Raw genomic sequence first — 22,479 nt, 5'->3', positions numbered from 1 at the left:
ATGAATTTAATTGCAAAAATTGAGCAAGAAGAAATTGCTCGCTTAAGTGCTAACAAAGTATTGCCAAGCTTTGCGCCTGGTGACACAGTAGTAGTTAGCGTAAACGTTGTTGAAGGTACACGTAAGCGTACCCAGGCCTTTGAAGGCGTTGTGATTGCTAAACGTAATCGCGGACTCAATTCCAGCTTTATCGTGCGTAAGATTTCTTCTGGTGAAGGCGTTGAGCGTACTTTCCAAACCTACTCGCCATTGATCGCTAGCGTTGAAGTGAAGCGTCGCGGTGATGTACGTCGCGCGAAGTTGTACTACTTGCGTGATCGTTCAGGTAAGTCAGCACGTATTAAAGAAAAACTTCAAGCACGTGTTAAGCCAACAGCTGCTGCTGCTGAGTAATTGCTGCTTTGAAGCAAATCAAAAAGGCGGCCTAGGTCGCCTTTTTTGTTGCCTTAGAATATGACTATGCCTAAAACCTCAAAGCCTGAAGAAGATGCAATCAATGTAGCTGCGCCTCCAGGTTTTAATGCGGAAGCAATTCCGATACATGAGGTGCGTGTTAGCGATAAGAAGGTTGCTAAAGAGCTCTTAGAGCCGCAGGCTTTGAAGGCGCGCTTGCAATATCCACCAGAATGGCAACCCGAGATTACGGATGAGAATCGTCACGTGATCGCTGCCGATATTATTGCCAGGCGTCAAGCTGCTGGGAAGGTAACGCGGGCAGCAGTCTTAATCCCTTTGCTATTAAAAGCAGATGGTCTATCTGTTTTGCTTACACAAAGAACCAATCATTTGCGTGACCATGCTGGGCAGATTAGTTTCCCGGGTGGACGAATGGATCCTGAGGATCTTAGTCCGGATGACACTGCTTTAAGAGAGAGCCATGAAGAGATTGGTTTAGATCCTGGGCGGGTCGAGATTATTGGGCATCTTCCTCAATATCTGACGGTTTCTGGCTATAGCGTCACTCCGGTAGTAGGATTAGTTCAGCCTCAGGCAGAATATGTTTTAGATGAGTTTGAGGTGGCAGATGTTTTTGAGGTGCCACTCCAATTTTTATTGGATCCGGCTAACCACCAGGTCAGGCTGTGGCAAAGTGAGCAGGGCGGTCGCCGTTTTTATTCAATGCCTTATGAGAACCGCTTTATTTGGGGTGCCACTGCGGGAATGTTACGTAACCTTTATCATTTATTAAAAGTATGACTTTCTTTTCTATTCTCTTCGCCCTCATTGCTGAGCAATATCGCCCAGTAACTACCAATCATTGGATTGCGCGTCTTAGCATGCGCTGGCTAGATTGGGTCGCCAATGAATTTGGTGGCAAGTCTGAAGAGGGTGCGAGTCCCGTGGGCGCACGCATGGCCTGTTTGGTTGCATTTGTTCTGCCAACGTTTTTAGTATTTATGGTTTATGTCACGTGCATGGTGACATATCCTATTCTGGGTTTCTTGTGGAATATCGTCATTGCGTATTTGTTTTTTGGCTTTCGTCAATTCAGCCACTCATTTACTTTGGTGCATGAAGCGATTGAAGCGCATGACCTACCAGCTGCACGTGCCGCTCTTAGCGAATGGTATGGACCTGAATTAGATACCTCGAATCTTTCAGAGACCGAAGTGATTTCACTGGCCTTAGAGCGCGCCATTATTGGCTCGCATCGCCATGTGTTTGGCGTCTTGTTTTGGTTCATGATGCCTATGGGTCCTGCAGGCGTCGTGCTCTATCGCTTGGCGGATATCGCTGCGCAGCGTTGGTCTGAACGTGGTGACTACAATTTGAGCGAGTCTGCGCGTCATTTCTTCTATGTATTGGATTGGATTCCATCACGCATCACTGCAATGGGTTTTGCAATCGTTGGTAACTTCGAGGGCGCGGTGTACGCTTGGCGTTATCTCACTCAAAAATGGGCTGATTCTTTATTCGCAGTCATATTGGCAGCAGGTAGTGGTGCTTTGGGTGTGCGCTTGGGTGAGCCGTTGAGTGAGCCTGATAGTGATGAAGTTTTGAGGATGGCTGAGGCTGGTGAGCCTTTAGTTTATGAAGTAGGTCTTGAGCCTACTGAGCGTACCATGCGCTCTGCAGTTGGCTTGGTATGGCGCTTAGTTATCGTTTGGATGGCTTTGTTGCTAATGCTGACCACCGCTCTTTGGCTTGGCTAATTCCCTGAATTTGTGTATCAGCTGTCTTCGAATCTGAACGCAGCTGCCTAAATAGCGCCAGTCTTTCTGGCGCTATTTCATTTCTGTCTACTGCCTCACGAACAGCGCAGTCAGGTTCAGACTGGTGAGCGCAATTATGAAAGCGGCACTTGCCAAGCAGGTCTTTAAATTCCCTAAAAGCATGCTGCAATTCACTCACTGACATATGCGCTAAGCCAAATTCCTGAAAGCCTGGGGAATCTATTAATGCGCCCAAGTTTCCGGATTCGCCACTGCCCCAAGCTTTGGGTAGCTCAAAATAGCGACAAGCAGTGGTAGTGTGCTTGCCGGTATCCAGGCGCACAGAATATTCTTGAGTAAGCGCTGCTGCATCGGGCACCCAAGCATTGAGTAAGCTGGACTTACCCATACCAGACTGGCCAACAAAGACCGACACTTTACCAGCGAGTGCGGGGCGGAGTGCATCAATTGAAGCGCTATCAAATTTGGCAGATACCTCACTCACGGGGTAGCCCATGCGTGCATAGGGTTCAATGATTTTGCGTGCATGCACTAAGTTATCTTTGAGGTCACACTTATTGAGCAGAATATGTAAACCAATTTGATTGGCTTCTGCAGCAACAATCGCTCTGCCTAATAAATCGGGCGAGAACGCAGGTTGCGTTGCGAGCACAACCAAAATTTGATCCACGTTAGAGGCAATGATTTTGCTTTTGAAGGCATCAGAGCGATAGAGAATATTCTCACGCGGCTCAATTTCAATAATGCGCGCTTGATCTGCTGAAGTCATCTCCAGCAACATCCGATCGCCTACTGCACCAACGTGCTGTTTGGCTGGAGTGCTGACCTGAATCAAGGGACCACTTGGCGATTCAGTACCAAGAGTGTCTGCAACCAGACGCTGCGCTAAATAATGTCTTCCGTAGGAGGCAGGGAGTAGCGCGCGAAATTGTTCCATATACAGTGGGACTAGCTAAAGCGTTGCAAATTCGCGATGCGTAATGGAGCAGGAGGATGCGAGCTATAAAAGGCGGTATAGATCGGATCTGGTGTCAAAGTAGATGCGTTATCTTGGTATAGCTTCACTAGGGCAGAGATCAGGTCTTGTGCAGACGATTTTTCTGCGGCAAAGCTATCAGCCTCGTATTCATGTTTACGCGAGGCCAAGCTTCCCAGGGGCGTAAGGAAAAAGCTAAATACAGGCGATACCAGCATGAATAGCGCCAGAGCTAAGCCGCCGTTGTAGCCATTGAGATTGGGCATGACGCCAAGGTCGGTATAGAACCAGACCTGTGTGCTGATCCAGCCTAGTAGGGCGAACATGGCAAAGCTCAAAGCAAAAGAAACAATTAGACGCTTGCGAATATGTTTGCATTTGAAATGCCCTAGTTCATGAGCAAGTACTGCCTCTACTTCGCCAGGATTGAGTTTCTCAATCAGTGTGTCAAAAAACACAATACGTTTCGCTTTGCCCATACCAGCAAAGAATGCATTGCCATGAGCACTACGCTTGCTGCCATCCATCACAAATAGACCTTGGCTTGCAAAATCACAGCGTGTGAGTAAAGCCTCTATCTGGGTTTTTAGTGGACCATCTTCTAGTGCTTGGAACTTATTAAATAGCGGCGCGATGAAGCTTGGAAAAATCCACTGCATCAAGAGACTAAATACGGAAAGCACTGCCCATGCCCAGAGCCACCAAAGATCGCCAGCCTTGAGCATTAGCGTGAGGATGACCCAGAGTAATGGCAGACCAATGGCTGCGCCCAGAGCAACACCCTTAAACAAATCGGTAAAAAATAATTTTTTACCCATGCGATTAAAGCCAAAGCGCTCTTCAAGGTAAAACTGTTTATACCAAGAGAAGGGTAGATCTATTGCTCCGGAAATCATGGCGATAGATGCAAGGAGAGCGATCTGCTGAGCAATCCCCTCTCCAAGTAATTGCAGTAGAGCAATATTGAGAATTTCCAGGCCTCCCAATAAAGTGAAGGCAATTAAAATGATGGCGCTAACGCCGTTTTCTAGCACACCCAAGCGTAATTTAGCGATCGTGTAGTCAGCCGCCTTTTGATGTTCGGCCAGCGTCACCTTGGGAGCAAATTCTGCAGGAACCGCACCTCGATGTTGCGCAACATGGCGAATTTGACGTTGAGATAACCAGTGGCGCAGGCCAAAACTGGCAATGAAAGCGATTAGGAAAACAATTGTGAATGTCATGAGATCATTATAGATATGAGCGAACAAACCAATCCTGCAGTAACAAAGACGGCGCCAGCCAATGAACACCTAATTTGGGTTGATATGGAGATGTCTGGCTTAGACCCGGAAAATGAGCGAATTCTAGAAATCGCCATTATTGTGACGGACGCCCATCTCAACACTATTGCAACCGCTCCTGTTTGGGTAGTACACCAGGACGACGCGCTGCTAGATGCGATGGATGCTTGGAATAAAGGTACTCACGGTCGATCTGGACTGATCGAAAAGGTCAAGGCCTCCACCATAGATGAGGCGACAGTGGAAGCAGAATGTATTGCCTTTCTAAAGAAGTACATTAAACCTGGTATTGCACCGATGTGCGGCAATACGATCGGTCAAGATCGGCGCTTCATGGCTAAATATATGCCCAAGCTTGAAGCTTACTTTCATTATCGAAATGTGGATGTTTCAACACTCAAAGAACTATGCAAGCGTTGGCATCCAGAGTTGGTAAAAGGCTTTACCAAGAAGCAGGCTCATACTGCGTTAGCGGATATCGAAGAATCGATTGAAGAGCTGAAGTATTACCGCGACAAATTTATTGTCCCGCTGCCTTAAAGAATTTATTTCTTGATTGCGCTCTTCGGTCTAAAGGCCTTGATGATTTCTTCATTGGTCTCGATATATGGTCCGCCAATCAAGTCGATGCAATAGGGTACGGCGGCAAAGATGCCGGGAACGATGGATTTGCCGTTCTCATCTTTCAAGCCCTCAAGGGTTTCGGCAATCGCTTTTGGTTGTCCAGGCAAATTAATTACAAGAGCGGCATGCCCTTCAATTTCACGAAGAACGGCCGTTTGTCTAGACAAAATCGCTGTTGGTACGAATTTCAGACTAATTTGGCGCATTTGCTCGCCAAATCCAGGCATTTCTCGGGTTCCGGCATCTAAGGTTGCCTCGGGAGTGACATCACGTCTAGAGGGTCCTGTGCCGCCTGTAGTGAGAACTAAGTCACAACCAAGCTCATCTACCAATTCAACAATGGTTTCGGTGATAGTTTCCGTTTCGTCGGCAATCAGACGTTCATGGAAGGTGCAGTCATTGAGGATGGCTTTCATAAGCCATGTTTGTAGGGCAGGAATGCCTTCATCTTGATAAATACCTTTGCTGGCACGGTCGGAGATCGAGATAAGGCCAATTTTGACCTCATTTGAGGTCTTCCGCTTCAGGGCTTCGGTATGCTTCATATTTCTATTCTAGCTATTATTAGGGCATGTTTACATATTCATCCAGCCAGTTTCAAGAAATCATCAATTTCATGCTCAAAGAGGCCAAAAGAAGGGGTGCCTCTGACGCGGTTGCGGAAATATCCGAAGGCCAGGGTCTCTCAGTAACAGTCCGTAAGGGAGAGGTAGAGACTATTGAGCAAAGCTTAGATAAACAAGTTGGGGTCACCGTATTTTTGGGTCACCATCGCGGCAATGCCAGTACCAGTGATTTTTCAACAGAATCATTGAGGGCAACTGTGGATGCTGCGTATCACATCGCCCAACATACTGCAGAAGATAATTGTGCTGGGCCTGCTGAAGCCGAGTTATTAGAAAAAAATCCAATGGATCTGGATTTATTTCATCCCTGGGATATTGATGCAGCTCGTGCAGTAGAGATTGCCCGCATTGCAGAGGGTGCTGCATTTTCGGTAAGTAAGCAAATCAAAAATAGTGATGGCGCTTCGGTATCCGCTCATCATGCTCATTTTATGATGGGAACGTCACACGGTTTTATGGGCGGCTATCCATTCTCGCGTCACTATATTTCTTGCGCGCCGATTGCTAGTGAGGGTGGAAAAAAATCCCCCATGCAAAGAGACGACTGGTATTCCAGTTCCCGTATACCTGCAGAGTTAGCTGATCCAGCGGCAATTGGTCAGTACGCTGCACAGCGTGCCTTATCTCGACTCAAAGCAAGATCGCTCACCACACGGCGTTGCCCGGTGATCTTTGAGGCTCCTTTGGCTGCTGGTCTATTGGGGGGCCTGGTACAAGCAGTTTCTGGAGGGGCGCTATATCGTCGCTCGAGTTTCTTGTTGGATAGCCTAGGAAAGCAAGTCTTACCTAAACATATCAGCCTGTTTGAAAACCCGCATCTCAAAGCCATGACTGGTAGTGCGCCCTTCGATGAAGAAGGCGTCAAGACCAGTGCGCGCACGGTAGTGGATAAAGGAGTTTTGGAGGGCTATTTTCTCTCTACCTATTCTGCGCGTAAGCTAGGAATGAAAACTACCGGTAACGCTGGTGGTTCGCATCATCTCACTCTACAAAGTAAAAAGACTCCTAAGGGTGGCTTACCTGCCCTGCTAAAAGAAATGGGCACTGGGTTATTGGTTACCGAGTTGATGGGGCAGGGTGTGAATTACGTTACAGGTGACTACTCACGTGGCGCATTTGGGTATTGGGTTGAGAACGGTGAAATTCAATATCCCGTAGAGGAAGTAACCATTGCTGGTAATCTGCGCGATATGCTTTTAGATATTGAGTTGATTGGTAGCGATTCATTAATTCGAGGTACCAAAGAAACTGGCTCAATCCTCATTGGTTCAATGACGGTTGGTGGAAAATAATCGTCGTTATAGAATTTAAGTAAGTAGCAGTAAACATCTATAAAAATACTGAAGGAGATGGTAATGCAAAGACGTTCATTTCTTAAGAAGGCAACGCTAGGCGCAGGAGTTGCAGCGCTGGGGGCGCCAGCAATTGCACAGAGTTTGCCAACGCTGAACTGGCGCTTAGTTTCCAGTTTCCCCAAATCACTCGATACCCTTTTTGGAACCCCTGAAGTCTTTGCTAATGCCTTGCGTAAAGCTACTGATGGCAAATTTAATGTCAAAGTATTTGCGGCGGGTGAGGTAGTCCCTGCGTTACAAGTATTGGATGCTGTACAAAACGGTACAGTTGAGTGTGGTCACACCGCTAGCTATTACTACTTGGGAAAAAATAGCGCTTTCATTTTTGATACTGCAGCACCATTTGGTATGACTGTGCGTCAGCAATCAGCTTGGATGCTTCATGGCAACGGTATGAAGTTGATGCGCGAGCTCTATGCGAGCTACAACATTGTTAACTTCCTTGGCGGCCAGACCGGTACCCAAATGGGGGGCTGGTTCCGCAAAGAAATTAAATCACCAGAAGACTTAAAGGGCCTGAAATTCCGTATCGCTGGTTTTGCAGGGCAAGTTTTATCTAAGTTGGGTGTGGTACCTCAACAATTGCCTGCTGGTGAGATTTATTCAGCCTTAGAAAAAGGGACGATCGATGCCGCAGAATTTGTTGGTCCTTATGATGATGAAAAGTTGGGCTTAGCGAAAGTTGCAAAGAACTACTATTACCCTGCTTTCTGGGAGGGCGCTGCCGGCCTCTCATTCTTGGTAAACAAAAAACAGTGGGATTCTTTGCCACCTTCTTACCAAGCGGCATGGGAGTCTGCTTGTTTTGAGGCGCATACCGATATGTGTGCAAAATACGATGCACTCAACCCACCGGCATTGCAACGTCTCTTGCAAAATGGCGCCGTTCTACGCAAGTTCAATACATCCATCATGGACGCTTGCTTTAAAGCTAGCCAAGAAACTTACGCGGAAGAATCTGCCAAGAATCCTCAGTTTAAGAAGATATTCGATGACTATCGCGCATTTAGAAATATGGAGGCACAGTGGTTTGGTGTTGCAGAGCAGGCATTTGCTCAATATAGCTTTAACAAGAAGCTCTAATAAGATACCTTTAGCACTCATCAATTAGAATTTTTAGGGCTCTATGGAGCCCTTTTCTTTTAGCTTGGTAAGATCGCTAAATGCTCGAATCTTTGCTCTCCCAGCTAAGCCAATCATTTCAAACCCATAGTTTGACGTTTTTCATTTTCGCCATTCTGAGCGTCCTACTAGTAGGCATCTCTAAAAGCGGTTTTGGGGCTGGGCTTGGCACACTCTCACTTCCTTTATTGGCGAGCCAGGTGAGTATTGCAGAGGCATTGGCAATTTTGTTGCCGCTGCTCATTGCTATTGACTTGGTTGGCTTAAGACGTTTTTTGCGAAATGCAAACTGGAAAATATTAAGCCTCGTATTGCCATCAGCTGCTATAGGCATTTTGATTGGGATGATTTTTTTCGCAGTGATAGCACCTCAAGTGCTGACCTTATGTATTGGAATATTTATTCTGCTGTATTTGCTTCAGGATTTGGTCATGAGTTATTTTGAATCAAACAAAGCAAAACTATCGCCGTGGCTCGGCATATTGCTAAGCATTCTTTCTGGCGTGACTTCTTTTGTGGCTCATAATGGCGGTCCTCCCATTACTGCATACATGCTCAGAGAAAAACTTGCTCCAATGGTTTACACCTCAACATTAGGCATTTTTTTTGCTTGCTTAAACTTCGCAAAGGTAGGGCCCTATGCTTATCTAGGCTTGATTCAGTGGGACTATCTGATCACCTCAATTTTAATTTTGCCCTGTGTGCCAATCGGAGTGTACTTCGGCTTCTATTTGGCAAAACATATACCGGTGAATTGGTACTACCGTATAGTGCGCTTCTTCTTGCTGGTGGCCGGAGTAAAGTTACTCATCGATGGTTTGGCATAGTTTTACGGCTTGATCAATACGCTCTGTAAAAAGCGTGAAATATCCATGAGCTCTTCGCGATTGACTGAGTGTTCCATGGGATATTCATTCCAAGAGACTGAATAGCCCATTTTTTCTAATAAGGCACAAGAAGCTTCGGCACGCTCAGGAACAACTACGGTGTCGTACATGCCATGAGCCATAAAAATAGGTGTATGTTGGTTGGCGGCATGCTTCTCGGTATTGAGTGAGATTGCAAGTGGAAGATATCCAGATAGAGCCATGATGCCAGCTAATTTCTGTGGAAAACGAAGTCCAATCTGTAGAGCCATAGCGCAACCTTGTGAAAAGCCAGCCAACACAATATTGTCATACGCGATGCCACGGTCAGCTTCTTTTTCAATCAATTGGCTAATCGAGGATGCTGAACGATGTATACCAGCAGCATCCTCTTGATCAGTCAGATTTCTGCCGATGATGTCATACCAGGCAGGCATGACATAGCCACCATTAACAGTCACTGGCATAGTAGGTGCACTAGGAAAAACAAAGCGAATCCCCGGGCATCCCTCTAAATGAAGCTCTGGGACGATGGGCACAAAGTCATTGCCATCCGCCCCAAGGCCATGCAACCAGATTACGGAGGCGGTTGGGTTTGGAGAGGTTTCTAATTCGATGCATGGCAACATAAGATTCAAGTGCTCCAGATGGGATGGATTCAATATGAGTCTATTCTAATGCGGTGTAATATGTTTATCAGAGTTCTGATCACCGCCTGAGGAGCCAGATGAAGCCGTTCTATATTGATTACCCCCAAGAAAAAATAGAAGAGCATCAGCATGCTTATCGATGCGTTCACTGCAAGATTCCAACAACAATCATTTTTGGATTATTGGAGAATCATGCCGAGGATTGTGCTTATCGAAAACAACAAAGCAAATGGTCTCAGTTAGAAGCTAAGCTTAAACCTCACAAAGAACATTTTGATGAACCCCATGCTGACGAGGTCGATTAAATGAAAACCTACCCAATCGCAATTGAGTTAACCGTTTGGTTTGATCTTGGCCTCAATCAGTATGAAGTTACTATTGATGGAATCTCTAAGATATCCGTGAAAAGAACCGATGATGTGCTACATAGCAGGGAGCTTACGGCTGCTGAAACCCAAATCCTATTAGATGCAATTGAGGCGTTACAGGTTCCGTTGGCTGAGGAGACTCAGGCTGGCTCAAACAACAAAGCCTCCTCAAGCTATGAGCTGATTATTGAGTCTGCGCATTTCTCCTTGGAGTTTAATTGGGAGAATTTAGATGTTGAAGCCTGCAACACTAATGCATTTGAGTCTGTGACAAAGTTGGCTAGCCTCGTTCAGAGCTTAGATCTAGACCACTAGACTGCCTTAAGTTTCGACAACCACAAAGTCTCTCCTTGAGAAACTTTTTCTCTAAATTGGGAAAAAGAGAAAAGGGCCTTAATGGATTTGGTGTTGATAACCTCGATCTTGCCATCTGGCGTCAAATTGGCAAGATATTCACCTTCCGGAAAGAGAGCCTCCGGAATAGTCTCCGTATTATGAATTTGAGAATTGAGCACTAAGCTTTTTGTAATTTTGATACGCATGGCTTATCTTAAGAACTCATCAACACTAGCAATGATGACTAGGCACAATTTTGTGAAATGAATGCACCATTTAGGGAGACTCGTCACTGGCAGTTAAACCATCTATGCTGGTTGGCTAAAAGGCATTTCGGAGATTCTCTGGATTTAAGAGGTTGCACTAAATAAGTGCGAAAACATCAACGCTAGAAGCAAGTTTTTCGGTGTCGATTTCTCTCTTACATGAGCCCATTTCCGCATGAATAGCAATACAGCTCGCTTTAAATGCTAGTAGTTACTAACTTAATCAATAAGTGCTTTTATGGATGAAGAAATGAGACTAGAATTGACAGCCCCAGCTCAGCTAAGCCTTAAGAGTACCTAGAAATGCTTTTCAAAAAATCTCAATCAATTAAATTTTTACAACCCACCATGGAGTCATTTGAGACCATTGTTGGACCAGCAACTGAAGTTCATGGAAGACTTGTTGCCAGTGAAAGCTTACGCATTGACGGTAGCGTCATTGGTAATATTGAAGCTCGTCAAGGGAAGAATGTCAGCATTGCATTGGGCCGCACGGGTGTGGTGCAGGGTGATATTTATGCTTTTAGGGTTTTAGTTGCTGGTCGTGTTGAGGGCAACATCTATGCAACAGAGCGTGTTGAATTGCATGAAGGGGCTGAGGTCCGCGGGGATATTACTTACGGTCAACTGGGCATTGAGCATGGCGCCAAGTTAAATGGTCTCATGATTTCAAGGAATAGTGATGATCAAGACGCTTCCGCTGGAGATTCAGCAGCAATATTTCAGGCTAACTGGAGCAAAATAAAGTCACAATGAGTGCGAGCTGCTAACAAGATGGCTTAAGCTCAGGCAAACGTGGCTGTTGGACTTTTAGATGCTACAAGTTGTCTTAAGAGTCTGTGTCAGAGTCATTTATTGATCTTCTGAATCGCTGGGGTAAGTGTCGATGGGTTCATGCTCAATGATCCGCAACTCCCCACTTAATTTTGCGCCTTTCTCAACACTCATTTCTGCGTATTGAGTGAGCCCGGTGATTTTTGCGCTTGAGCGGATATTGAGATGATTCGTAACTAAAAGACCTTGAGTAACCTCTCCTCGGACCTCAACAATTTCAGCCTTAATCCTGCCGTTCACCACCCCAGTCGTCTCAACAAGAACTTCCTTGGTATTTAACTCGCCTTCAACGAGTCCGGCAACTACAGCCATCTCAGGAACTTCAAAGGTCCCGCTAACGACGACACCCTGCCCTACAAACAGGGAGCCTTTGGAATTGTATTCAGTCATATAGCATCTCTCTTACATTGGACCCATCAAGCATACAGGAATGTGAACGCACAACATGAATTCATAAACCGAAATCAAGGCTATTTTTTTTCTGGGCTAGGAGTGGATAGTTCTGTGAGCTGATCTTTAAGCGACCTAAGAGTGGCTATTTTGTTCTCAATAATAGGAAGCTGAGCCTTGATAGTTTGAATTTTGTCCTGATAATTCGCCTCCAATTCATCCATCTCTTTGCGGGAGATAACGCCCCCCAGTTCCTTTGCCATTTCAGGGTTGAAGCGGATTGCAACCCTGTAGCCAAAAAAATGAATCCCAATGCCAATTAAAACAAACACGCTAAAGGACAAAAATGCAATCTTAATGACGGTTTTACCCGTTATTTTTATTTGCTTCATGGAGGAGGTGGATCCTGAAATCCAAATTAGCTGCATTTATTTGCTTGAGAAAATAGGACAATCCCAACATTATGCTATAAGTCGAAAAATATACTAATTTTTACCTTATTTATTGGTATATTTGAAAGGATTTAAGAGGTGTCGGTATTTTAAAATTCAAAACAGATTATGAGACTTTTGAAGGCGGTAATATTATGTGCAGCGCAATAATTTTAAGAGTTTATGGCCATGAAATTAGGTAAACATCAATCGCAGCCAAATATCATTGGTAGTGCATTGAAAAATGCAAGAGAGCTCAAAAAACTGGATCGAGCTGAGCTTGCTAATTTGTGCTGCTTGTCTCCCAAAATGGTTTTGGAGTTGGAAGAGGGCGGCCTAAGTTCCTTTTATACATTTCAATTGAAGGTGAGTTCAGCTAAGCGGGTTGGTAGTTTTTTGGGTTTGGTTGAATCATCTTATTTAGCCTATCCCGAATCCCTGGAGACTCTAAAAGTTGCACCTACAGCTTTAGTTGAGGTAGTGGAAATTTCTGAGCCAGAAAATCTAGTGAAATCTGAAAGTGAGATAGAGCCAAAGAAACCAGCTAAAAAGAGTGTCGATTATGTTAGCGAAAAAAATAGCGTAAATTTGCAGGAATCATCTGTCCCCCAGAACTTAGATCTGGAGGAGAAATTGGATGAAACTATCGAAAATCGTGGTGCTGAGTTCAGTTCTAGCATGCCATCTAACCTACTGCGGACAGCGGCACCATTGCTATTTGGTTTTTCAGTCCTCGCGATAGCCATCGTAGGTTTAAATGGTCGCTTCAATCTAAGGTCCTCGCTGTTTGATTTAGTTGGCTCACCCGCTCCCTTAGCAGAAAATACCGCACTCAACGTTAAAACAGAAGTTGAGTTATCTCCTGCTCCTACAAATTCTGAGTCTTCGCTGACAGTTCCCGAATTAAAGTCTGGCCAATTAGCCATTAGCCCTCCAGTTGAGCAGTGTCCCTATAAACAAGAGGCGCAACCTATTAATTATCAATCATCGAACCCCTCCAAGCCCGGTAATGTTGTAAACATTAAGTCTTTGACTAAGCAGATTATTTGTATCGTAGATAGCTCAGGAAAGCAAGCCGTGATTAATCTCGAATCGAACGCTTCTAATGTATTCCGTGGTACCGCACCCTTTGTTGTTTTAACTCAAGATTTAGATAATGTTGAAATGTATTTTCAGGGTTGGAGGGTGCGTGCGCCTAACCCAGGTGTTAAGCAAATTAAGTTACTAGAAGTTCCCATGTGAAGCGGAATTCAATTGAGCAAAATCGAGGTGTGTGATGTTTGAGTTTTCTAAAAAAAATAATCCATTGGCAGACACTGAGCTTTCATATTTGACTACGATTGGTGCTGGTTCTCTCGTCAGAGGCAACTTTACCCATAGTGGAAACATGCTTTTATTGGGACATTTAATTGGCGAAATTGCTCCAGCCGAAGATGATAAGCTTGCTAGCGCTTACACGGCGGTAATTGGTAAAACCGGATTCTTGGAGGGGAACATTTACAGCTCTCACGCGATTATTATTGGGCGAATTGAAGGCTCAGTTCTCGCAAAAGGACGAGTTGAAATTTATCCTGGTGCTGAAGTCTTTGGAGATGTCACTTATTCTCAAATTAATATTCATCCAGATGCTAAGGTCAATGGAAATCTCAAATGTTTATTGCCAGATGGTACACCTCAGGCAAATTTACCTTTGGCTTATGAAGGGATTCCAAATAATGTGGTTCCACTTGCTAAAGCAGAGTGATGATCCCTTGAGTTTACCTATTGAATGAGAGATTCAGAGTCAAGTAAAATAACGCATCAGATCCAAGAATCCTTTAGTGATCATTCATAAAAAAGAAATATCGCATCTTTTCTGCTAGCCCTATCAATTTTTGGTAGTTGCTTCTGGGGCTTATTTATGACTGCCTCACCTGAGATTTATCTATATGCCCCAAAAGATTCTTCTATTGGAGTATTTAAAAGACTGCTGGTAACTGGTTATTTGGGATAAGCAACATTCTTTTGGAAATCTTCAGTCTTCCAAGTTTTGCTTAAATCGCCCGTTGGACCATACATTACAAATATAAACAAGATTCCGATGATTAATCCTGCAAACAAGCCTATTTTAATAATAGAAAAATCATGTTTTGTGGGTACAGGTTTGTTGTTTTGGGAATGTTTAGGTGTAGTAAATAACTCTGGAAATGCAGTTTCTAGGGTGGCGCGGGCATTTTTGATGTGCATGTATATATGCTCCTCACTACTGCCTTGCTCTAAACCAAGCGCAGCATCTTCATAAGATTTGCTTGCGGACCCCAGAAGTTTTGCAATGTGGGCGTAACTTTTTTGGCGATCTGTTGACTCAGGTGTCATGATGTGTTTATAAAAAATTTTTTATAACAAAAACTTACCTACTAAATACAGCATTATTCCCGTAACAAATAAATAGACGGTAGCCTTGGCAAGCGCCCTTTCTATACCTTTTTCGATGCTTTTTTGTATATTTTTATGATGTTCTGTGTCGTTGGCAATAATATTTTTAATATTCCAAAGATCTTTTCGAATCACGTTCAGACACTCATCCAACTTTGAATCCTTTTGTTCTAAATGAGTATTGATGGTGAAAAGGTGATTATTGATTTCTTTCAGCTCACGAATGGTTTCATCTAGATTACTCATATTTGCTTGTCATCAGGAATATTAAATTTTAGTATCGTTTATCGGATCTAGAGATGTACTCAGCCAATGTAGGCTTTGTGTGGATTTAATTACTTCGATATTAGGGGATTTTTATAAAAAAGTCGAATTTCATAAAGAACTCCCCAATTAAGTGGATTGGCCAACCTTTTTTCTGGGGGGCAAAAAAGAATTGATTTATAGTAATGAGAAGATAACATCAAATCCGATTTGCTAACCACTGAATTAGGTGCCATCTAAAATATGCCCAAAAAAATCGAATCGACTGCATTGAAAGTATGGAGGTTGGTGATAAATATTGTCAGGTGGATTCTATACATCTTGATTGCCCTTGTCCTAGCCTATGTTGCATATAAAGCCTGGGAATACAAAGACGAATATGAAAAAGAAAATGAGGCCAAGATTCTAAAAAAAGAGCAAGCAATTAAGTTCGAGGATTTTAAAAAAAACTTAACCACCTATATCCCCTTGTTGGTAGGCAACCCTTCAGCGGATTTGATCAGGCGTGATAATGGAAAATTTATTCTTTCTTACATGCTGGGCTCAGATATTGAAGCCTTTCAAGAGGCATTTAAAGAGAGTGCTCCCATTGTGTATGTGGGCAACCATGTATTGGGAGTAGGGTGCAAAAAATCCGATTGTGATGAATCAGATGCTGCTTTTGTTGTTGATCCTGCTGCTAGTAAAGTTTATCTTGCTATGAATCTAGCTGGTAAGCTAACCTACTATGGGCTTGAGGATGGAATGCCCATTCCATTGGCTTTTGAGGAATGGCGTGGCTACCCAAAGGCTAAGACCCAATGATGAAGTCTGCTATCAGTTTTCTCTTGCTATTAGTTTGGATGACGCTATGTTCTGCGAAATCCTCACATGAGCCACAATCTCTTAAGTCGAATTTAGAAAAAGCTGAAGCGAAGTCTGCTAACGACAAAGATATTGTCTTGAGTAAAAATACTCAAAGTACTCTGTATTTGTTATCCGGTTGGGGGAAAGCGGATGGACCTTATATTTGGTTCACTATTTCCGCTTCTTTCAATGAGAATCATGCTGCTCCAAATAGTCAAAAATTTAATTTATTCAGCGTCAGTGGCGCAATAGATTGCAAGGACAACAGTACCTTCTATTACCTGGTGTCATATATGTTGTTTGATCCCAAAACAAAAAGACTTGGGGAGGTATATTCTGAAAAAAATAAATCGAATGTCATGAAGATTGAATCAGGGACTACAGAGCATGACGTCAAGAAGATTGTTTGTAATTGAGGTGATCTTCAGTGTGAATGTAATACCAAATCAACTATGAACGATTTATTAAATAGTGATCAAGAGTTCAAGGCTCTACTTAATCATTTACAGCAGTTCATCAAAAAAATAAATCAGAATGATTTATTAAAATACTTGGATCAGGCAGTGGGTTTAACAACCCTGGAACGTCAAATATTAAATTTGATGATTTATGGCAAAGTATTTGGTCCCGAGGCTAGGCAAGATTACTTGACTAGACTGTTAGATCGTACTAGTTTTTTAGATCAGCTAAAGCTACTTCTATCGAAGCCTAAATTAAATGGACATTTCTCAGCAATCATTTTTCTAGATCTAGACAACTTTAAAGCGATCAATGATCAGTATGGCCATGCCACTGGAGATCAGGTTCTAGCGATTATTGGTGCACGAATCTCCTCATCAATTCGTGCGTATGATCTTGCTTGTCGTTGGGGTGGAGATGAATTTATATTGGTGCTTCAGAATATTCAGACCATTGATTTTCTTAGGCAGTTATCGAATCGCATATTAACAATAATCTCGGCAGATCTTCGGCTAAATTCTAAAGAATCATTGCAGATATTTCCTAGCGCCAGTATTGGAGTTGCGGTTATCGATAATGTGAATCTCGGACCGATGGATTTCATTGACCGTGCTGATAAGGCAATGTACCGTGCTAAAAAAGCAGGCAAGAACTGTATTGAATACTGCTCTTAGGCTGTTACTTCTTCCGAAGATGCACTGCTGGAATACGCATTAAATCTCGGTATTTTGCAACTGTGCGCCTAGCTATTTCATAGCCCTGATCGCTTAATATCTGTGCAATCTTGCTGTCGGAAATGGGCTTGGTTGCCGACTCTTCTTGGATGATCCGTTTTATCAATTCCTGGATTGCGGTCGCGGATATTGGTGCGCCATTCCCGGAATTTAATTGACTACTAAAAAAATATTTAAATTCAAAAATACCTAGTGGACAAGATAGATACTTTTGAGTCGTTACTCTTGAAATGGTTGATTCGTGCATTCCGATTGTTTCTGCTATCTCGCGAAGAACAAGTGGTTTCATAGCAATTGCCCCTACAGAGAAGAATTGTTGTTGATGCCTAACGATTTCATTTGCAACCTTTAATATTGTCTCTTCACGTTGAGCAATATTTTTGATGAGCCAGTTCGCTTCAAGGATTTTTTGCTTTAAGACTCCATCGCCTCTCTCTTGGCCACTTTCTTTAAGAATTTTGGCGTACTCACTGTTCAGAGAAATTCGGGGTTTCGCATTTGGGTTGGATTCAACCACCCACAGACTGTCAACCATTTTGACCACGATGTCAGGAAGTATCCACTGATCATTCTCACGATCAAAAATAGCACCGGGATTATGTTGCAAAGTACGAATAAGCTCTACCGCTTTAAGAACTTCAGCTTCGCTTTTGCCGCTGGCTTGTTTGAGTTTTAGCCAATCTTTTGATCCCACTTTATTTAAATGATTTTTGACAATATATTTAGCAAGCCTCCATTCTGATTCATTTATATTGGATTTATTCAGAATGCGATCAATTTGCAGAGAAAGACATTCCGCTAAATTTCGCCCTCCAATACCCGGGGGATCAAGTGATTGTAATTTTTCTAGTGCAGCCTCTATTAAACCTAAGGAGTTTAATTCATCACCATTTAGCTCATTTTTAATTTCGAGGTAGATTGATTCAATGTCATCAATCAAATAGCCCCTATTGTCTAGACAGCCCGCCAAATAGATGATGATTGATTGTTCTTTTGCGCTGACATTGAGAAGATGGATTTGTTCCTCTAAGTATTCCAAAAGGGTTTGCTTGTGTGCTATGCGTTCATAACGCTCAGTCCAATCATCCTCATCATCTTGCGAGATCTTATTGCTTGAAGTCCATGAGTTTTGCATTTGCTCTAAACGCTCTGACGATTCAGAGAGATTGGATTCTATCTGTGGATTGGGCTCAAACTCTAGAAATGGGTTTTCTTCGGCAGCTTTTGCTAGTTCTTGCTCTAATTCAATATTAGATAGCTGCAATAGACCTATAGCCTGCTGTAGCTGGGGCGTGAGGGTAAACTGCTGCTGAACTCTAGTATTGAGCGATATAGCCATTTTTATATTTTCTCAGTATTCGCTGAGGCTTTATCTATTGGCGTTGATATTGTTGAGTATTGCATAGGAGAGACATTGGGAAACTTTTAGTTATCCGAGGTTTCTGAAAATGTCCTTTTTTGTCTCCAATAGAACGCATAGATCAGATATAGAGCTATAATTAAAATAACTATATATATCAATGGTTTATATCGGTTTATAGGTAGTTTGATGGCATCTGATGTGAGTTCACCTAAGCAAATCAAGTTTTTAGCCGTAATTTAACTAGAGCACATTAAATCAAGAATTTCATATTATGGAAAATCCTGTCATCACAGAGCATCGTATTAGTGGCGAGCGCTTTTATACGATAGAAAAGAGCAATAAGATTGCTTTTTACACTACCAACATTGCTGCAGCACGATATTGGGTCAAGAATGTGGTGGATAGAGAGGCTCTTGCTGCTACGGAATCGCCTGCGGCAGAACCTAAAGATCAATAAAAAGAGCTCCGTCGTTGTTCAATTAATGGGCAGTTTGGGTATTTAATTAAAGTAACTTGCTAGGGTTATTAGCTTGATTATTCTGCTCTAGAAAGCGGATTTGTCCTTATAATCCATTTATTTGGTTTATTCGCATGTCTCAATCCCGATTCCTATTCGCAATAGCTGTATTGCTTTTAACCTTGAGTGAGGTTGGTTTGGGATTGACTCAGGCAGAAGACGATTTGGTCACTGTAGTCAGCCAAAAAGGGTACTCAGTTGCTTACTTTAGAAGTTCAATTAAAGCGTTGCCTCCAGAATCCAAAAAAGTATGGATTTTGACCAACGGCCACCCAGCTGAGCAAGGCACCAAAGCTCGGATTGGTTCAATACGTAGCAATATTTTATTTAACTGCGTTTATAAAACCTACTCCACCTTAGCCGTGATTAATTATTCCGAACCCAATGCGATGGGCAAAAAGATACTACAAACTGATACTGGCTTTAATTTGGCGGATGATCCAGTGCCAGAGGGTAGCGCTCTATCAATCATACAAAAACAAATCTGTAACGGATAATTAAAGAATATGAGTCCAACCATTTACCCTCCCGAATTTTTAGAAAAAATAGACCCCAAATTTCATATAGAGAAGGGATCTATCTTAAAAACAATGCTTCGAGAGATTGCTAAAACACCATTGGCTGGGGTGTATGCAGTTGATGGTTCTGGCAAGGAGTTTGCTGTCACTATTCTCGATATTTATAAAGGTTTAGTAGTAATGAAACCAGAAACTGAACCTCCTGGAGGGTTTAGTAGCATTATTGGCACAAGTCAAATTGTTGTAGCTTGTAATGGAAACTCTAAAATGCAGTTTCTTTCAAACGATTTTAGGATGCATGAAGATGGTGTATTAATGACCTGTGCTCTGCCTCAGGACTTGATCGTGATCCAGCGTCGAAAAGAGTTTAGGACTCTTGGTCCAAGCGATGAAGATTTTAACTTTGTCCTTTCGCTGGGAGCTGGTCAAGAATTGTTATCTAGAGTAATTGATATTTCTGATCATGGTATTTTGTTAGATCTTCGTTTGGATGCAACTGAAGTTGAAGTCGGACGCTATTGGCACTCGGGATACTTTGAGCGTCCAAAATTCCGCTCGGGCGGTATTGACCTAATCATTCGCAATGTGAGGCCTGGTAGAGCCCTGGATCGAATTCGAGCGGGTTGTGAACTCTACAATCCAAGCAAGAATGTGCTAAAAGATTTTGAGTCTACCAGAACGGCAATAGAAAATGCGCGAGTTGCAGGACGAATAAATCGTTGGTATTTATCTGCTAGTTGGTGTGAATAACACCGCATACATTACTGAATAGGGTGAAGTAAACACCATGAGCTTGTTTACTAATTTTACAAGTGGAAAATTGATCATGATCTTAAGTCTGATCATGCTCATTCCGCTAATTTACTTTTTTATACGCGATTTCTATGGAAAAGTCGTTGAGGAAGTAAAAAATAATGCGGCACCAGAGTCAATTGAGCCTTTACTGATAACTAGCTTGAATAAGACCAATCAACTTGAAGAGGTCATTAATCAAAAGATTGCGAATATGAAATTGGATTTAATGGCAGAGCGTTTGCGCATTACGTCTACAGCAGATGTCTTAAAGAACCTTGCTTTTGAAAGATATCTCCCTGAAACCCTCTATCAGATTTATTTCGAAACTCGAGCCTTTCCAAGAAAAAACTTAGAAGCTCAGCAAACTGATTTGGAGTGGCATGCTAAAGCTGGAATCACCGAGTTAAAAGTCGAACCAATGCCATTAGACGATGGCACTATTATTTATTTCACTTTACAAAATTATCCATATAAACTCAGCGCAATTAACCATCGTTTTGCAAGAACCTATTTTGTTGAATTGGTATTGCGGGATGTTGATGACACTCGATTATTCGTAGTTCGCATCAAAGCCAATGAATCTACTGGAAGAGAAATTTTAGAAAAAGCCATCATTGAAATGAAATCAGGTGAGTGGATAGATGATCTTGCAAGCTGCCGCTTGCTCATGGACAAGCGTAAGACTGAGGTTCAATTAATGGCAGAACACCGTGAAGTAGAGATGTTAAAAAAGCGCTTTGTTTTGAATAAGGCTAGCGATCACTATAAAGCTAATAAAGTCGACTCTGAGTCGCATAAAAGTTGACCATCATCGTGGCTGATCAAACCAATTTTTATACACAAAAAAATATCTATTTTTGGTTTTTAACCTTTTCTGGGTTTTTATTTGCCGTTTCTCTGTTGGTTCTATTAGGAGCTGCAAATGACTTATCGGCATCTGCATCAGACTTGAGACAGTTAAAAGTAACAATGCCTGTACTAGAAGATTATGCAATGTCCCAAAAAATTGATGTTCGCTTAAATAAGAATCAGCGCCGTTTAAAATCTACAGACATTCCAAGATTGGTAGATGGCGCAATTGTTCCGGTAAATACAGATGAGGCAGTAAATCGTGCATTTCAGTACTTCTCTGAATTTGAAAATAAGCGTTCTATACCTGTTCTTACTCTTGAATTACCGATTGTTGAGTCGGTTGAATCTGGTTCACCTGCCGAAGCAGCAGGGATAAAGCCTGGTGATTTGATTCAATTAGTCAACACTACAAAAATAGAATCAGTAATGGCTTTCTTTTTAGCCATCAACGAAAAGCCCTCATCAGATATTGCTGTGAAGTTACTCAGAAATAAAAAAGATGCCTACACAGTGACTATGCGCATGGCGAGTAAATCGACTGCCAATGGAAGCAACCCTGGGATTAAATTCATCCTTCCAGATGATGTCGTATTTCTTACGGAGGCTGAAACAAAGCGCCTTGCAGAGCAATATCGTCGAGATATGCTGTCAACAATTCCAATAGACTGGCGTGCTGAAGTTGCCAATGATCTGATGCAAACGGCTAGACGCTTAAATGCTATTGCCAAGAATGTAATTGACCCTTACGGGGCAAGCTCAGCCAAAGTTCAGACAAGAGATGTTATTGCATGGCATTTCAGAAAAGTCGTAGAAAACATTGATGTTTATTTTTCCCAAAGACGTAAAATTGAAGCCAAAAATGCTTCTTATATGACTGGAATCGGAGATGCTTTTGTTGGGTTTGTATGCAGCATATTCATTTTTTCAATAGCGCTGGCTTTATTTTTATATCAGCGTCGCATGTCAATTGGAAAATCATGACAATATCAGAAATACAAGAATACTGGTTGGGAATGCGCATTAATGGCGGACGTTATGCGCTTTCGACAAAATCTATTAGAGCTGTTTTTTTGTATCCTGAATCTGAGCAGAGTATGAGGGATTTGCGTATTAATGGCGTGGTGGTTTATCAGGGTGAACCTATTTGCTTGCGTAACCATTTTCAATTGCTGCGCTTTGATCAACGTGGAGAAAATCCGCTGGAGTGGCAACAAGTACTCAAGCAATCTAGTGCACCTTGGGTCATTGTATTAAGGGATGGCCCTCAACAGGGTTTAGGCTTTAGAGTCAACAATATTGTTGGTCCATTCCATGCTGCTGCAATACCGGATTCACCTTTTTTTTATCACAACGGCGCTGATTATCATTTGGTGGGGCTCTCATAAGACCCATGATGCTAATCAACCACTTAATCG

Annotated in this window: 31 protein-coding genes; 21 read left to right on the top strand and 10 right to left on the bottom strand. The window is 42.7% G+C overall.

Going from position 1 to position 22,479, the window contains the following annotated elements:
• The 3 genes from rplS to ICV38_RS07380 all read left to right on the top strand — a co-directional run bounded on the left by rplS (position 1) and on the right by ICV38_RS07380 (position 2,153).
• A complete protein-coding gene (gene rplS, locus ICV38_RS07390) occupies positions 1–393 on the top strand; it encodes a 50S ribosomal protein L19 (protein ID WP_215378814.1) in 393 nt (130 codons plus the stop codon).
• A gap of 66 nt (positions 394–459) precedes the next feature.
• Positions 460–1,197, top strand: a complete 738-nt coding sequence (locus tag ICV38_RS07385; protein ID WP_215378812.1) for a CoA pyrophosphatase — start codon at positions 460–462, stop codon at positions 1,195–1,197.
• The gene (locus ICV38_RS07380) at positions 1,194–2,153 is read left to right on the top strand and encodes a CobD/CbiB family protein (RefSeq protein WP_215378811.1); all 960 of its coding nucleotides are present in this window, start codon (positions 1,194–1,196) and stop codon (positions 2,151–2,153) included. Before ICV38_RS07385 ends, ICV38_RS07380 begins: the two co-directional genes overlap by 4 nt.
• Here ICV38_RS07380 and rsgA read toward each other — a convergent pair.
• Both rsgA and ICV38_RS07370 read right to left on the bottom strand, forming a co-directional pair.
• Entirely contained in the window at positions 2,098–3,111 is a 1,014-nt protein-coding gene (rsgA, locus tag ICV38_RS07375; protein ID WP_215378809.1) for a ribosome small subunit-dependent GTPase A, read from the bottom strand. The two genes, ICV38_RS07380 and rsgA, sit on opposite strands and share 56 nt — an antisense overlap.
• A gap of 11 nt (positions 3,112–3,122) precedes the next feature.
• Complete coding sequence (locus ICV38_RS07370) at positions 3,123–4,373, bottom strand: M48 family metallopeptidase (protein WP_215378807.1); 1,251 nt, start codon at positions 4,371–4,373, stop codon at positions 3,123–3,125.
• A gap of 15 nt (positions 4,374–4,388) precedes the next feature.
• Here ICV38_RS07370 and orn point away from each other — a divergent pair, with 15 nt between their 5' ends.
• Positions 4,389–4,973, top strand: coding sequence for an oligoribonuclease (gene orn / locus ICV38_RS07365; protein ID WP_215378805.1), 585 nt, complete (start codon positions 4,389–4,391; stop codon positions 4,971–4,973).
• Positions 4,974–4,978: 5 nt separating this feature from the next.
• On the opposite strand, the gene mog is transcribed toward orn, so the two are convergent.
• Positions 4,979–5,602 (bottom strand): molybdopterin adenylyltransferase, encoded by a 624-nt coding sequence (gene mog, locus ICV38_RS07360; RefSeq protein ID WP_215378803.1) that lies wholly within the window; start codon positions 5,600–5,602, stop codon positions 4,979–4,981.
• A gap of 26 nt (positions 5,603–5,628) precedes the next feature.
• Between mog and pmbA the strand changes: the two genes are divergently transcribed.
• From pmbA to ICV38_RS07345, 3 genes are all read left to right on the top strand, one after another.
• Positions 5,629–6,975, top strand: a complete 1,347-nt coding sequence (gene pmbA / locus ICV38_RS07355) for a metalloprotease PmbA (protein WP_215378801.1) — start codon at positions 5,629–5,631, stop codon at positions 6,973–6,975.
• 63 nt (positions 6,976–7,038) lie between these two features.
• Positions 7,039–8,121, top strand: coding sequence for a TRAP transporter substrate-binding protein (locus ICV38_RS07350; protein ID WP_215378794.1), 1,083 nt, complete (start codon positions 7,039–7,041; stop codon positions 8,119–8,121).
• Between the two features lie 80 nt (positions 8,122–8,201).
• Entirely contained in the window at positions 8,202–8,987 is a 786-nt protein-coding gene (locus ICV38_RS07345) for a sulfite exporter TauE/SafE family protein (protein WP_215378792.1), read from the top strand.
• A 2-nt stretch (positions 8,988–8,989) separates the two neighbouring features.
• Here the strand turns inward: ICV38_RS07345 and ICV38_RS07340 are convergent, their stop codons facing one another.
• On the bottom strand, positions 8,990–9,655 hold the full coding sequence (locus ICV38_RS07340) for an alpha/beta hydrolase (protein WP_215378790.1): 666 nt from the start codon (positions 9,653–9,655) through the stop codon (positions 8,990–8,992).
• Positions 9,656–9,753: 98 nt separating this feature from the next.
• On the opposite strand from ICV38_RS07340, the gene ICV38_RS07335 reads away from it, so the two are divergent.
• On the top strand, positions 9,754–9,981 hold the full coding sequence (locus ICV38_RS07335; RefSeq protein WP_215378788.1) for a hypothetical protein: 228 nt from the start codon (positions 9,754–9,756) through the stop codon (positions 9,979–9,981).
• The gene (locus tag ICV38_RS07330) at positions 9,982–10,359 is read left to right on the top strand and encodes a hypothetical protein (protein ID WP_215378786.1); all 378 of its coding nucleotides are present in this window, start codon (positions 9,982–9,984) and stop codon (positions 10,357–10,359) included.
• On the opposite strand, the gene ICV38_RS07325 is transcribed toward ICV38_RS07330, so the two are convergent.
• A complete protein-coding gene (locus ICV38_RS07325) occupies positions 10,356–10,586 on the bottom strand; it encodes a hypothetical protein (RefSeq protein ID WP_215378784.1) in 231 nt (76 codons plus the stop codon). The two genes, ICV38_RS07330 and ICV38_RS07325, sit on opposite strands and share 4 nt — an antisense overlap.
• A gap of 408 nt (positions 10,587–10,994) precedes the next feature.
• On the opposite strand from ICV38_RS07325, the gene ICV38_RS07320 reads away from it, so the two are divergent.
• Positions 10,995–11,402: a polymer-forming cytoskeletal protein gene (locus tag ICV38_RS07320; RefSeq protein WP_215378782.1), complete on the top strand. Its 408-nt coding sequence runs from the start codon at positions 10,995–10,997 to the stop codon at positions 11,400–11,402.
• Between the two features lie 96 nt (positions 11,403–11,498).
• Here the strand turns inward: ICV38_RS07320 and ICV38_RS07315 are convergent, their stop codons facing one another.
• Together ICV38_RS07315 and ICV38_RS07310 are read right to left on the bottom strand one after the other, a co-directional pair.
• Positions 11,499–11,870, bottom strand: a complete 372-nt coding sequence (locus tag ICV38_RS07315; protein ID WP_215378777.1) for a polymer-forming cytoskeletal protein — start codon at positions 11,868–11,870, stop codon at positions 11,499–11,501.
• Between the two features lie 80 nt (positions 11,871–11,950).
• A complete protein-coding gene (locus ICV38_RS07310; RefSeq protein WP_215378775.1) occupies positions 11,951–12,262 on the bottom strand; it encodes a hypothetical protein in 312 nt (103 codons plus the stop codon).
• Between the two features lie 222 nt (positions 12,263–12,484).
• On the opposite strand from ICV38_RS07310, the gene ICV38_RS07305 reads away from it, so the two are divergent.
• On the top strand, positions 12,485–13,543 hold the full coding sequence (locus ICV38_RS07305; protein WP_215378774.1) for a helix-turn-helix domain-containing protein: 1,059 nt from the start codon (positions 12,485–12,487) through the stop codon (positions 13,541–13,543).
• A 34-nt stretch (positions 13,544–13,577) separates the two neighbouring features.
• Positions 13,578–14,045, top strand: coding sequence for a polymer-forming cytoskeletal protein (locus tag ICV38_RS07300; protein ID WP_215378772.1), 468 nt, complete (start codon positions 13,578–13,580; stop codon positions 14,043–14,045).
• 236 nt (positions 14,046–14,281) lie between these two features.
• On the opposite strand, the gene ICV38_RS07295 is transcribed toward ICV38_RS07300, so the two are convergent.
• Together ICV38_RS07295 and ICV38_RS07290 are read right to left on the bottom strand one after the other, a co-directional pair.
• Complete coding sequence (locus ICV38_RS07295; protein WP_215378770.1) at positions 14,282–14,656, bottom strand: hypothetical protein; 375 nt, start codon at positions 14,654–14,656, stop codon at positions 14,282–14,284.
• A gap of 21 nt (positions 14,657–14,677) precedes the next feature.
• The gene (locus ICV38_RS07290) at positions 14,678–14,962 is read right to left on the bottom strand and encodes a hypothetical protein (RefSeq protein WP_215378769.1); all 285 of its coding nucleotides are present in this window, start codon (positions 14,960–14,962) and stop codon (positions 14,678–14,680) included.
• A 261-nt stretch (positions 14,963–15,223) separates the two neighbouring features.
• On the opposite strand from ICV38_RS07290, the gene ICV38_RS07285 reads away from it, so the two are divergent.
• Genes ICV38_RS07285 through ICV38_RS07275 form a run of 3 tightly spaced genes read left to right on the top strand, consistent with a single transcriptional unit; the run spans position 15,224 to position 16,959 of the window.
• Positions 15,224–15,784, top strand: a complete 561-nt coding sequence (locus tag ICV38_RS07285; RefSeq protein ID WP_215378767.1) for a hypothetical protein — start codon at positions 15,224–15,226, stop codon at positions 15,782–15,784.
• Positions 15,781–16,242, top strand: coding sequence for a hypothetical protein (locus ICV38_RS07280; RefSeq protein ID WP_215378765.1), 462 nt, complete (start codon positions 15,781–15,783; stop codon positions 16,240–16,242). The genes ICV38_RS07285 and ICV38_RS07280 overlap by 4 nt, the downstream gene beginning before the upstream one ends.
• 36 nt (positions 16,243–16,278) lie before the next feature.
• On the top strand, positions 16,279–16,959 hold the full coding sequence (locus ICV38_RS07275; RefSeq protein ID WP_215378764.1) for a GGDEF domain-containing protein: 681 nt from the start codon (positions 16,279–16,281) through the stop codon (positions 16,957–16,959).
• A gap of 4 nt (positions 16,960–16,963) precedes the next feature.
• Here ICV38_RS07275 and rpoN read toward each other — a convergent pair whose 3' ends face one another.
• Positions 16,964–18,358, bottom strand: a complete 1,395-nt coding sequence (rpoN, locus tag ICV38_RS07270; protein ID WP_215378762.1) for an RNA polymerase factor sigma-54 — start codon at positions 18,356–18,358, stop codon at positions 16,964–16,966.
• A gap of 295 nt (positions 18,359–18,653) precedes the next feature.
• Here rpoN and ICV38_RS07265 point away from each other — a divergent pair, with 295 nt between their 5' ends.
• The 6 genes from ICV38_RS07265 to ICV38_RS07240 all read left to right on the top strand — a co-directional run bounded on the left by ICV38_RS07265 (position 18,654) and on the right by ICV38_RS07240 (position 22,449).
• Entirely contained in the window at positions 18,654–18,839 is a 186-nt protein-coding gene (locus tag ICV38_RS07265) for a hypothetical protein (RefSeq protein WP_215378761.1), read from the top strand.
• Between the two features lie 134 nt (positions 18,840–18,973).
• A complete protein-coding gene (locus ICV38_RS07260; RefSeq protein WP_215378759.1) occupies positions 18,974–19,396 on the top strand; it encodes a surface-adhesin E family protein in 423 nt (140 codons plus the stop codon).
• A gap of 9 nt (positions 19,397–19,405) precedes the next feature.
• A complete protein-coding gene (locus ICV38_RS07255; protein ID WP_215378758.1) occupies positions 19,406–20,167 on the top strand; it encodes a hypothetical protein in 762 nt (253 codons plus the stop codon).
• Positions 20,168–20,243: 76 nt separating this feature from the next.
• Positions 20,244–21,017, top strand: a complete 774-nt coding sequence (locus ICV38_RS07250) for a hypothetical protein (protein ID WP_215378757.1) — start codon at positions 20,244–20,246, stop codon at positions 21,015–21,017.
• 8 nt (positions 21,018–21,025) lie between these two features.
• Positions 21,026–22,045, top strand: a complete 1,020-nt coding sequence (locus ICV38_RS07245) for a PDZ domain-containing protein (RefSeq protein WP_215378755.1) — start codon at positions 21,026–21,028, stop codon at positions 22,043–22,045.
• Positions 22,042–22,449 carry a hypothetical protein gene (locus tag ICV38_RS07240; protein ID WP_215378754.1) on the top strand — a complete coding sequence of 136 codons (408 nt, stop codon included), beginning with the start codon at positions 22,042–22,044 and terminating at the stop codon, positions 22,447–22,449. The genes ICV38_RS07245 and ICV38_RS07240 overlap by 4 nt, the downstream gene beginning before the upstream one ends.
• The last annotated feature ends 30 nt before the right edge of the window (positions 22,450–22,479 follow it).

The organism is Polynucleobacter sp. MG-6-Vaara-E2 (assembly GCF_018687695.1).
Classification (GTDB): domain Bacteria; phylum Pseudomonadota; class Gammaproteobacteria; order Burkholderiales; family Burkholderiaceae; genus Polynucleobacter.
Note: the sequence above shows the minus strand (reverse complement) of the source record. Positions and strands in the feature narration are given on the sequence as shown.